Origin of the sequence: Bacillus sp. JJ1127, from assembly GCF_036965845.1 — a bacterium.
GTDB lineage: Bacteria > Bacillota > Bacilli > Bacillales > Bacillaceae_G > Bacillus_A.
In genome coordinates, this window is record NZ_JBALQK010000086.1 from 1 (window position 1) to 10,369 (window position 10,369).

At 34.5% G+C, this 10,369-nt stretch carries 12 protein-coding genes and 1 pseudogene; 9 read left to right on the forward strand and 4 right to left on the reverse strand.

Annotated elements, in window-relative coordinates; translation table 11 throughout:
* Nucleotides 1-152: 152 nt before the first annotated feature.
* From V7183_RS09935 to V7183_RS09965, 7 genes are all read left to right on the forward strand, one after another.
* Nucleotides 153-380, forward strand: a complete 228-nt coding sequence (locus V7183_RS09935; RefSeq protein WP_097898527.1) for a FeoA family protein — start codon at nt 153-155, stop codon at nt 378-380.
* Complete coding sequence (gene feoB, locus V7183_RS09940; RefSeq protein ID WP_335359365.1) at nt 377-2,365, forward strand: ferrous iron transport protein B; 1,989 nt, start codon at nt 377-379, stop codon at nt 2,363-2,365. The genes V7183_RS09935 and feoB overlap by 4 nt, the downstream gene beginning before the upstream one ends.
* Nucleotides 2,366-2,381: 16 nt before the next feature.
* Nucleotides 2,382-2,549: a FeoB-associated Cys-rich membrane protein gene (locus tag V7183_RS09945; RefSeq protein ID WP_097898529.1), complete on the forward strand. Its 168-nt coding sequence runs from the start codon at nt 2,382-2,384 to the stop codon at nt 2,547-2,549.
* Between the two features lie 381 nt (nt 2,550-2,930).
* Nucleotides 2,931-3,596: a PspA/IM30 family protein gene (locus tag V7183_RS09950; protein WP_097898530.1), complete on the forward strand. Its 666-nt coding sequence runs from the start codon at nt 2,931-2,933 to the stop codon at nt 3,594-3,596.
* Between the two features lie 79 nt (nt 3,597-3,675).
* Complete coding sequence (locus tag V7183_RS09955; protein WP_097898531.1) at nt 3,676-4,080, forward strand: DUF350 domain-containing protein; 405 nt, start codon at nt 3,676-3,678, stop codon at nt 4,078-4,080.
* Between the two features lie 21 nt (nt 4,081-4,101).
* Nucleotides 4,102-4,608, forward strand: a complete 507-nt coding sequence (locus tag V7183_RS09960; protein ID WP_097898532.1) for a DUF4178 domain-containing protein — start codon at nt 4,102-4,104, stop codon at nt 4,606-4,608.
* A 13-nt stretch (nt 4,609-4,621) separates the two neighbouring features.
* A complete protein-coding gene (locus V7183_RS09965; RefSeq protein WP_335359366.1) occupies nt 4,622-5,431 on the forward strand; it encodes a DUF4247 domain-containing protein in 810 nt (269 codons plus the stop codon).
* A gap of 216 nt (nt 5,432-5,647) precedes the next feature.
* Here V7183_RS09965 and V7183_RS09970 read toward each other — a convergent pair whose 3' ends face one another.
* From V7183_RS09970 to V7183_RS09980, 3 genes are read right to left on the reverse strand one after another with little or no spacing between them, the layout of a single operon-like run.
* Nucleotides 5,648-6,274, reverse strand: a complete 627-nt coding sequence (locus V7183_RS09970) for an ABC-2 transporter permease (protein WP_097898534.1) — start codon at nt 6,272-6,274, stop codon at nt 5,648-5,650.
* Nucleotides 6,267-7,136, reverse strand: a complete 870-nt coding sequence (locus V7183_RS09975) for an ABC transporter ATP-binding protein (protein WP_097898535.1) — start codon at nt 7,134-7,136, stop codon at nt 6,267-6,269. The genes V7183_RS09970 and V7183_RS09975 overlap by 8 nt, the downstream gene beginning before the upstream one ends.
* A gap of 2 nt (nt 7,137-7,138) precedes the next feature.
* Entirely contained in the window at nt 7,139-7,513 is a 375-nt protein-coding gene (locus V7183_RS09980; RefSeq protein ID WP_097898536.1) for a GntR family transcriptional regulator, read from the reverse strand.
* A 262-nt stretch (nt 7,514-7,775) separates the two neighbouring features.
* On the opposite strand from V7183_RS09980, the pseudogene V7183_RS09985 reads away from it, so the two are divergent.
* Nucleotides 7,776-7,983 (forward strand): annotated as a pseudogene (locus V7183_RS09985) (Tn3 family transposase); the annotation flags it as partial.
* Nucleotides 7,984-8,166: 183 nt separating this feature from the next.
* On the opposite strand, the gene V7183_RS09990 reads toward V7183_RS09985, so the two are convergent.
* Complete coding sequence (locus V7183_RS09990; RefSeq protein ID WP_335359367.1) at nt 8,167-9,321, reverse strand: MFS transporter; 1,155 nt, start codon at nt 9,319-9,321, stop codon at nt 8,167-8,169.
* A gap of 99 nt (nt 9,322-9,420) precedes the next feature.
* Between V7183_RS09990 and V7183_RS09995 the strand changes: the two genes are divergently transcribed.
* Nucleotides 9,421-10,278: a LysR family transcriptional regulator gene (locus V7183_RS09995; protein WP_335359368.1), complete on the forward strand. Its 858-nt coding sequence runs from the start codon at nt 9,421-9,423 to the stop codon at nt 10,276-10,278.
* Nucleotides 10,279-10,369 lie beyond the last annotated feature (91 nt).

The window sequence follows — 10,369 nt, forward strand, 5'->3', positions numbered from 1 at the left end:
TTTTATTTTGCATAGCAGGGATTTATATAGTATGTAAGTATCATTTTATGAAAGCGTTAATAAATGTAAAAAAAAAGGTATAGTCTTTGATTCATAGAATGTGTTATAATCTTATTGAAAATAATTATCATTATCTTCTAGGGAGGAAAATTATGAGCTTAGTTGATATTAAAATAGGTGAAATGGTATTAGTAAAAAATATACAATCATTAGATAAATTATTAAAACGTAGATTAGCTGCATTTGGTCTTTCTGAAGGAAGTGAACTTCGTTTAAAACAAAAAGCGATGTTTAAAGGACCATGTACATTAGAGTGTCGTGGACAATTAATTAGCATTCGTCATTGTGACGCGGAAATGATAAAGGTGGAATTGGCGTGAATAAGGTTGCGTTACTAGGGAACCCGAATACAGGAAAAACATCATTATTTAATGCGCTAACAGGTTCTTATGAATATGTAGGAAACTGGAGCGGGGTAACGGTAGAAAAGAAGGTTGGTAAGTTAAAGAATAAGCAAGGGACATTAATTGATTTACCAGGTGTATATGATTTAAATCCTCTTTCTCGAGATGAAGGTGTCGTTACAAACTTCCTATTAAAAGAAGAATTTCAACATATGCTGAATATTGTTGACTCTTCTCAATTTGAGCGCAACATGCATTTAACACTGCAATTATTAGAATTTGGTAAGCCAGTCTCTATCGGTTTAAATATGATCGATGTTGCGAAGCAGCGCGGAATCGTTATTGATGTAAAAAGATTATCAGAAATATTAGGAGTAACGGCTGTGCCTGTCGTTGCAAGAAGTGGAAAAGGCTGCGAAGAGTTACTTGCTGCTCTTCATGAGAGTGAAAAGAAAGAGAAAAAGCCATTCATTCTTTCCTATGGTGAACAAATAGATGCGGGAATTGCAGACATTATGGAGCTTCTCACTAAGGAAAACTATGAGTATCCAAGATGGCTAGCACTTCAATTTTTAAGCAATAACGAAGTAGTAGAGCAAGAGGTAAAACAATTACCAATCTATAAGGACCTAGTAGCAATTCGTTCTACTTTAGAAGCAGCAATTGATGGTACGCTAGAACAGCATATTTACAATACACGTGCAGCGTATATTGAAAAGTTAAAAACAAGTGTTATTCAGTATGAAAAAGAAGGGAAAATTCCATTCTCAGAAAAAATCGATAAGTTAATTACACATAAAATTTTAGGTCTTCCAATCTTTTTAGCTGTTATGTTTTTTATTTTTCAGGTTACGTTTACGTGGATTGGGACACCTTTATCGGATCTGTTTGATGCATTTATTGGTGGACAGTTTACGGATTGGGTGACAGCAAGCCTTACAAGTATTGGTGCATCTGATTTTATAAAGGCACTTATTACGGATGGGATTATTGCCGGTGTTGGTGCGGTATTAGTATTCGTTCCGCAAATTTTTGCATTGTTCTTCTTTATTTCGTTATTAGAAGACTCAGGGTATATGGCTCGAATTGCGGTTGTTATGGACCGTATTATGGAGTTCTTTGGATTAAACGGGAAGGCATTTATTCCAATGATTATCGGCTTTGGTTGTAATGTGCCAGGGATTATGGCAGCAAGAACGATTGAACAAGAGAAAGAAAGATTACTTACTGTGTTAGTAACACCATTTATGTCTTGTTCAGCACGTTTGCCTGTATATGCATTATTTGCAGGAGTCTTTTTCCCTCATAGTCAAGCGCTAGTTGTGTTCTCCTTATACATTGTAGGGATTGTGCTTGCGCTTTTAGTTACAAAAGTAATGTCTCTTACAGTTTTAAAAGAAGAAAAATCTATTTTTGTAATTGAGCTTCCGCCTTACCGTATACCGCAAGCGAAAACGTTATGGTTGAGTACGTGGGAAAAAGGAAAAGGCTTTGTTCGTAAAGCAGGTACATTTATCTTTGGTGGCTCTGTTATCATTTGGTTACTGAATTATGCTGGTCCATCTGGATTTAACGTTGATATGGGAGACAGTTTCTTAGCGGTGATTGGCGGTTTTATTGCGCCAATATTAGCACCACTTGGTTTTGGAACATGGCAAGCAGCAGCATCACTTTTAACGGGGTTTTTAGCAAAAGAAGTTGTTGTTTCCACAATGGCAATTATTTATGCGGTGAAAGAAGATGCGTTAGGAAATATAATGGGGGCGCACTATACTGCGTTATCAGCGTATGCATTTATGTTCTTCATTTTATTATACGTTCCATGTTTAGCGACAGTAGCTGTCATTCGCCGTGAAACAGGTTCTGTAAAATGGACAATTTTCTCTGTTGTTTATCCGCTTATTATTGCGTATGTATTAACACTCGTTATATATCAAGTTGGATCCTTACTCGGATTCTAGAAGGAGATGTATCATAATGATAGTCAATATTGTAATTGGAGCTGTCATTTTTGGATATGCAGGATATACGTTAATTAATTTTGTAAAGAGAAGTAAAAAAGGTAAATGTGCAGCATGTGCCTTAAGTAAATCGTGTCAGTCAAATACTTGTAGTCCTAATATGGAGCAAGTCGTGAATAAATAGAAAAAAGCTTTGCGAAATTCGCAAAGCTTTTTTGTTTTAATCTCGGCTTCTGATTTTATTTTATAAGAATAATGTTCTTCAAACTATCGAGTTCGCTTACAGTAACATTACAATGATGTAATTTAGTGAAAAGAGTTAAAAATTTGATAAAAGAGAGAGGATTTAGAGGAAATCGAAAGTAAGTATATAGTATGGATAGATGTTATGCTGGGAATGTCAGATTATCGCTTGTATATTTAAAAAACAAGATGTAAGAGTGTTTTATTTTTGATATAATGTACACATAGGTTTTAGAAATGAATATTCTTACTGTAAAGGAAATTTTTTGAGATTCCCAGTTACTGAATTTGAAATATGAAGCAGTTTATAGGAGGAATTTAAATGTCTGTATTTAAGCGATTAAGAGATTTAACGATGTCAAATGTGTATGCATTAATTGAAAAAGCGGAAGATCCAGTTAAGATGACGGATCAATATTTACGTGATATGCAAGAGGATGTACAAGAAGCGGAGAAAAGCGTGGCAGCTCAAATCGCCCTTGAGAAGAAATTCAAATTATTGTTTGAAGAGCAAGAAGCACTTGTAAAGAAACGTGAAGAACAAGCGCATATGGCAGTTCAAGCAAATAACATTGACCTTGCTCGCCGTGCACTAGAAGAGAAACAAAGTGCAGAGCAAAAGATGAATGAGTATAAAGCAAGCTATGAGCAAAATAAAGCTGCTGCTGATAACCTTCGTGCAAAACTAGAAGAAATGCGTAAGCAATTAACAGAATTACGTAATAAACGTGAAACACTTGTAGCGCGTGTAAATGCAGCGAAAGCACAAAAGAATATTAATCAGGCAATGTCTGGATTTGATGCAAATACAGCGAAAGCTGGCCTGAGCCGTATGGAAGAAAAAGCACTTCAATTAGAAGCTGAAGCAGAGGCAAGCGGCGAAATCTACAAAAAAGAAAAATCATTAGATGACGAATTTGCAAGCTTAAATAAAAATTCAGCTGTGGATGATGAATTAGCCCGTATTATGAAGCAGTATGAGAAATAATATAGAATAGACAAAGGAACCGACATGTCTGGAAACCAATCATGTCGGTTTTCTATTATCTTTTAGAGGAGGTTACATAATGACATGGATGAATGTGTTAGCCATGCTTGTATGGACAGGAGCAAGTGCTGTTCTTTTATTTGTACTTATGTGGATTGATTCTATTTTTACAAAATACAACGATTTATCAGAAATTAAAAAAGGAAATATGGCTGTGACAACGCGCTTTACTATGAAGTTATTTGCGCAAGGTTATATTTTGTCACAATCGATTACGAAATCAAATGACTTATGGCAGGCACTCCTTGCGTCGGCTGTTTCATTCGTTATTTTATTAGTTGTCCAAATGTTTGTTGAACTGGTTTTGAAAAAAGCAGTTGGATTAGATTTAGAAGAGGGAACGAAGGAAGGACATGTCGCACATGCTTTGCTAGCTGGCTCGTTACATATTGTCGGAGCCTTCATTTTAGCAGCTTGTCTATAACGAAAAAAGGAGGGATAGACTATGAGTTTATTCAAGCGTATTAAAAATATAATGAAAAGCCCAGAGCCTGTTAAACCAGAGAAGAGCCTATTAACGTTAGCACCTGGGGATATGATCGAAGTTTCATTAGTGATGTATGAATTGATCGGAAAAACAAGTATGCACTCTCGTAATGAAATAGTTTTAACATTACGAGATGGGAAAACAATTCGCTACTTAAAAATCGAAAACCGTGAAAGCACTTACTATAAGCTGTATACACCAATTGATGGGCGATTAGATTCTATAAATGAGATTCCAACAACGATTGAAATGGATAATATAGAGTACCATATGGAGGAACAATATAACGGACGTGTTGTTGTGACGGGAAAAACACCGTTTGCTGTTTCGGATGAGCAATACGTGTGGGAATTTCAATCAGATAATCGAAAATTACTTCGTATCGAATGGCAAGATGGACGCACAATGATGTATGAGGGAGAAACAATTCTTTCTGCGGATGTACAAATTATAAGGGCAACATAAGGAGGCGATAATCATGTCAAACCGATTGTTTACCATGATTAAATCGCTCGGTATCGCTATTTTTGTTATCGTTGGGATACTTCTAGTTGCTGGTTATATATTATTGGGAGGGGGAAATGAACAGTCTATTCAAGACCGCTACCCATTAGAATCTGTTGCAAAAGATGGTAAGCAAGAATCATATGTGTATAGGGCCGCCAATCGGTCAGTTCCAGATGTTGCGAAGGAACTGATTGATGAGAAAGAGCCAAAGCAATCGTCTAAAAAAGATGAAAACCAGATGTTCCTTGTCTATCCTGATAAACTATATAATATTCAAAAGGATAAGGAGAAGCCATCTGATACATTAATTGAAATAAGTAATAATGAGTATGTTCGCCAAAATTATCAGCCATCCTTTTTAGAAGGATATATTATGGCGAGTATATTAAACGATATATTTGATTCACGAAAATCATATCATGGTGATTATCGTGGATATAACGACAGACAAAATCATAAATCGGTTACCCCAGAACGACCACCTACAAAAGAAGAAAAGAAAACACCGCCGCCTATTACAAAACAAGGTAAAGGATCTATTATTAAAAGAAGCGATAAGGTTGATCCAAACACATCTGTAGGTGATACAGGGAAAATCACAGAAAAAGGAAGTAAACCGGTTCCACCATCTACGGAAAATAAAGGGAAAATCATTAAATCACCGGGTGGTTCCAGCGGTTCTGATGTACAGCCAAAATCATCAATTAAAACACCGCCAAAGAATACATCTCCCCCTAAAACAAGTGTTGGTGGTTCAGGGAAAGTTACGAAGAGAAAGTAAAAGAAAGCCCAAGGAGCAGAGTAGATGCTTCTTGGGTTTTTTTGTCCTTAGGTAATAAACAATTACATTTGGTACTTCGAAACTTACAGCATCAACATCATTCATAACACCTTTGTATTCGGATAAACCACCACTTAAAGAATGATCTGTTAATGTTAATTTATAACCTTCAAATTTTTTATCACTAGCTATTTTATATTTCCGTTAAAAAAATCTTTAAAAATCAGTACGTTTATAAATTCTCACCGTTAAGAAGTAAGAACCGATAAATATAAGTATGGTAACGATTGAAGTAAGTATAATTAGTTGATTAATAGTAAATTGTGTAGTGACGCTATATACAAGGTCAGTAATATTTACAGATGCCTCAATTGTTCTCCATAAAACAACAAATACAGGAAAAATAATACTGACAGCAACCATCAAATATTTATTGGTGAAGCGATAGAAAAATGGTAAATAGATGGATGTAAATAACATAACGATAAGAACACTAACCACGATTGCCTGTGGATTGGCAATTTCAACTCCATAAGTTGGAGATGCAAATTGAATTACCGCTTGAATCAACAAAGAAAATACAACTACCATAAGTGTAAATAACATTGTACCGATATATTTTGACATAATAATAGTTTTTCTACTATACGGCAAGCTGTTGATAAACTTGTGACTATTATTCTTTTCGTCATAATAATGTAGATTCATCATATAGGAACAAGCTACCAAGACGACTATTAATCCAAAGCTTCCAAAAGTCCCAATAAAAACGCATGTGATAAAGATATAGAGTAACATAATTAATTTTTGCAATCGAAAGTCCTTTAATATTAAATTATACATATTGAACATTCCCCTTTTTTGTATAGTACATAATATCTTCTAATGTCGCTTCTTCAATTAGTACATCATTCCCTAATTGTGTACGTAAACGGCTGGCGTTACTTGTGAGTGCTTCAAATCCCACGTTTGTTTCACGAATTCCAATTAATTGTTTCCGGATTTCTGATGTGAGTAAGACTGTATCCCCTTTTACAATTGCATATTCTTCAGAAATACTATGTATATCTTTTTCAAACACAATCTCTCCATTATGAATAAATACAATATAATCAGCAATACGATCTAAATCAGTTGTAATATGTGTGGAGAAAAAGACTGTTTTATCTTGATCGACCATTAAATCATAAAGGATGTCTAAAAGTTCTCTTCGAAATACAGGATCGAGTCCAGATGTCGGTTCATCCATAATAATAAATTCGGCATGGTGTGAAAGTGCAAACGCTAGGGAAGTCTTCATTTTCATCCCTTTAGACATCTTTTTCATTTTTATGTTAGTTGGTAACTCAAAGTGCTGTATGTAGAATTTGAACTGATTTTCATCCCATTTTTTATAAGCTGGAGCAATGAATTTTTTCAGTTGATGAATTGTCATATCTTCATAAAAGATATTGTCATCGTATACGAATCCAATACGCTCTTTAATAGAAACTTGATCCTTTTGATGATCCTTACCAAAAACTTTGATATCCCCACTATCCTTGCTAATAAGATCCATAATTAGTTTAATTGTTGTACTTTTTCCTGCGCCATTTGCACCAATGAATCCCGTTACAAACCCCTTTTTAATGTTGAACGATACATTTTTTAAAGAAAATCCTTTATATGTTTTTGAAATATTTTTCAGTTCTACAATGTTTTCCATTTCTACTCCTCCTCATAAATACGATTAATAATCTGTATTAACTCATCCCTTAATAAATGACTAGCTTTACTTTCCCGAACGACTACACTAAATTTTTCACGTATTGGATCACTTGATTCATCCACTTGTTGTCTTTTGTTTTGTTTTGCAACAAATGAGCCCTTCCCTACTATAGAGTAGATATAACCTGCTTTTTCAAGTTCTTCGTACGCCCTTTTTGAAGTAATAACACTTACCTTCAAGTCTCTTGCTAATGAACGCATGGAAGGTAATGCATCATTTTCTTTCAATGTCCCATTTGATACTTGTAATATAATTTGGTCAATGATTTGCTGATAAATGGGTGATTTAGAACTATTAGATAGTAAGATTTTCATGTTTTAACTCCTTATTAGCTTCTATACGCATTATACACAATGTGTACAATATATACAATATACACACTTAAAGTGATTTAAATTTTTTATATTTGGGCATCATGCTATTCTTATTTTTAGTTTTAGATTAGCCTAACATAATATGTTTTTTAAATTGTGAGATACAGTTCTTTGTAGCAAATAACAAGTCTGGTTATTATCATAAAGATAACTTAGTTAATTAGAAGAAAACTGTTGTTTTCTAAAAAATAATATATGAAGGGGTTTACAATTTCTTATCTTAGCTATTGTTTTATGGAATACCGTATACATATCACGTGCAGTAGATGCTTTACGTGCAAAAGGAGAAAACATTCCAGAGGATTTCAATTAGTTGGGAACATATTACATTGACAGGCGATTATGTGTGGAACTTAAACCAAAAAACAAATTTCAATAATTTAAGACCATTACGAGATAAAATGCTCTAAAAAAGGAGTAAAATAAATAATCGGTTCCTTAGCGTACAGGAACCGGGTAAATTGTGTCTAAACGTACAATTTTCTTTTTTGATATGGTGACCACATGCGAAGTAAAAACAGAAAGAGCAAACGACATGTTCCATAAGTATGTGGAAAGTGGGAAAGAGCATAAGAGATTATGTGAATAGTAATTTAGTGAGATTCACGTACTTTTACAATTTTTTTACCTATAAACAGGAATTGTCCCCCTATAGCCAAAAGCAATATACCGGCTATTATATAAGGTAAAGTGATAGGGTCTATTCCTTTTTCTAAAAATATTCCATTTGTCATTGTCCCAATGGAACCTGAAAAATAATTAATAGAGCTAAGTAAAGCAATTGAAATAGTAGCATGATCTGGACTCATCTCTAAGAGTGTTTTTTGCTGAGTAGCTAGTGCCGCCCATCCTGTACTGCCCCAAAGAATTAAACAGATGGCTAACAATAACGCAGTTTCATGGAAAACTCCCATACATATAAATGAGAAAAACATGATTCCCATTAAGTACAGTAATATGGTCTTTGGTTTCTTATAGAAATCTATTATAAATCCAATTATAAAACTTCCAGCAATTCCACCGATTCCCCACATCCAAATAAACATGATAGATTTTTGGAATCCATATGCAATAATGATGGAATCTAAGTATGTATACAAGCCTAAGCTACAAAAGCTTACTATCATTGTAATAAACATGACAAGAGAGATTTTTTTGTTTTTGAACATACTTAGCCGTTCTTTTAATGTTGGCAAAGGGCTAGATTCTATCATAGGAAACTTAGCGAAGAGAGCAAATATTCCGATTGCCCCAATTACGACGATAAACCACATCGCCATGCGCCATTTATAAATGGAAGCAATATATATACCAAATGGAACGCCAATTACGGTTCCCGCACTCATTCCAAGCAAAACGGTGCTGAGTGCTCTTCCCCGTCGTTTCTCAGAAACGAATGTAACAGCGGCAGCTGACGCCAATGGTGAGTATAGACCAGCACCTATACCGGCTAAGCCTCTAGAAATTAATAAAATCATAAAATGATGAGTCATAGCAGTTAGGAAGTTAGAGAATGTGAAAAGGAATAATGCCGCTAGTAATGTATGTTTCGTATTTGTCCTTCTCATACATGCAGCAAACAAAGGTGCCGCAATGGCATAACAGATTGTGAAGATGCTTACGGTTTGACCAGCAGTCCCAATCGAAACATGAAAATCATCAGCGATTTGAGGTAAGATTCCTGCCATTATATAAGCATCTACTCCTAGTGCGAACATCCCAAATGTTAATGAAAATATTTTATTCAATGTGAATCCTCCTTTTGATGAATTGTTCTCTTTTTATCGTAACGGGTATAATGAAATTAATGAAATTCATATTTTACATGAGAGGTATGAGTAAAATTCATGACGATAGCTAGATATGAAATTTTTCAAAAGGTAGTAGAGTTAGGTAACTTTACGAGAGCGGCAGAACAATTGAATATGACGCAATCAGCTGTTAGTCATGCGATTGCTAGTTTAGAAAAAGAGTTGGGATATCCTTTGTTGCATCGGAATAAGCAATCTGAAATTAGAAAAACGGAGTTTGCAAATCGTATTTTCCCTCATATTCAAAATGTATTGAAGAGTGAAGTGGCTATTAAACAAGAAGTATCTATGCAGAATAATCGATTGGAAGGTACATTGAAAATTGGGGCATTTACAAGTGCAGCAGCACAAATATTACCACCCATGTTATTAGAACTTAAACAGAGTTACTCGGGTATTAAAGTTTTATTGTTTGAGGGGACATACAAAGAAGTAGTGGAATGGATTGATAACGGTACAGTTGATATAGGATTTGTTTTAGAAGCAAATATAAATAAACAAATAAGCTCAATCCCAGTTAGCAAAGATGAAATCGTATTAGGATTACCGAAAAATCATCCGTTGACGAATCAAAAAATGGTGGATGTTCAGCAAATCGATGGAATGGACTTTATCATGCCGAAAGGTCCGTATCAGCCGTTAGTAATAAAAAATTTAGCTGATTACCAAGTACGTCCGAATATTATATTAGAAGTACTGAATTGCGAAACGATTGTTAATATGGTTTCGCAAAATATTGGGATTACAATGGGGCCTGAGTTATTTTTTAAATCACATAAGAATATTGAAATAAAAAAATTAACGCAGAAACAATATCGGCACATTCATTTAGCGTTTAAAGAACGTTCGCCGATAATTGATGCTTTTTTAACATGTAATCAATTGTCGATTTAGTCCTAGGATTGTATAAGAAAAGGATTGACCTCTTATCGAATTATATATACATCAATTAAAACCCCTCTTGTTAGGTAGGAGAGAGCATCTG

What these genes read in the sequence shown, in the direction of transcription:
- V7183_RS09935 (WP_097898527.1), top strand. Translation starts at nt 153, where the DNA reads ATGAGCTTAGTTGATATTAAAATAGGTGAAATGGTATTAGTAAAAAAT.
- V7183_RS09945 (WP_097898529.1), top strand. Translation starts at nt 2,382, where the DNA reads ATGATAGTCAATATTGTAATTGGAGCTGTCATTTTTGGATATGCAGGA.
- V7183_RS09950 (WP_097898530.1), top strand. Translation starts at nt 2,931, where the DNA reads ATGTCTGTATTTAAGCGATTAAGAGATTTAACGATGTCAAATGTGTAT.
- V7183_RS09955 (WP_097898531.1), top strand. Translation starts at nt 3,676, where the DNA reads ATGACATGGATGAATGTGTTAGCCATGCTTGTATGGACAGGAGCAAGT.
- V7183_RS09960 (WP_097898532.1), top strand. Translation starts at nt 4,102, where the DNA reads ATGAGTTTATTCAAGCGTATTAAAAATATAATGAAAAGCCCAGAGCCT.
- V7183_RS09965 (WP_335359366.1), top strand. Translation starts at nt 4,622, where the DNA reads ATGTCAAACCGATTGTTTACCATGATTAAATCGCTCGGTATCGCTATT.
- V7183_RS09970 (WP_097898534.1), bottom strand. Translation starts at nt 6,274, where the DNA reads ATGTATAATTTAATATTAAAGGACTTTCGATTGCAAAAATTAATTATG.
- V7183_RS09975 (WP_097898535.1), bottom strand. Translation starts at nt 7,136, where the DNA reads ATGGAAAACATTGTAGAACTGAAAAATATTTCAAAAACATATAAAGGA.
- V7183_RS09980 (WP_097898536.1), bottom strand. Translation starts at nt 7,513, where the DNA reads ATGAAAATCTTACTATCTAATAGTTCTAAATCACCCATTTATCAGCAA.
- V7183_RS09995 (WP_335359368.1), top strand. Translation starts at nt 9,421, where the DNA reads ATGACGATAGCTAGATATGAAATTTTTCAAAAGGTAGTAGAGTTAGGT.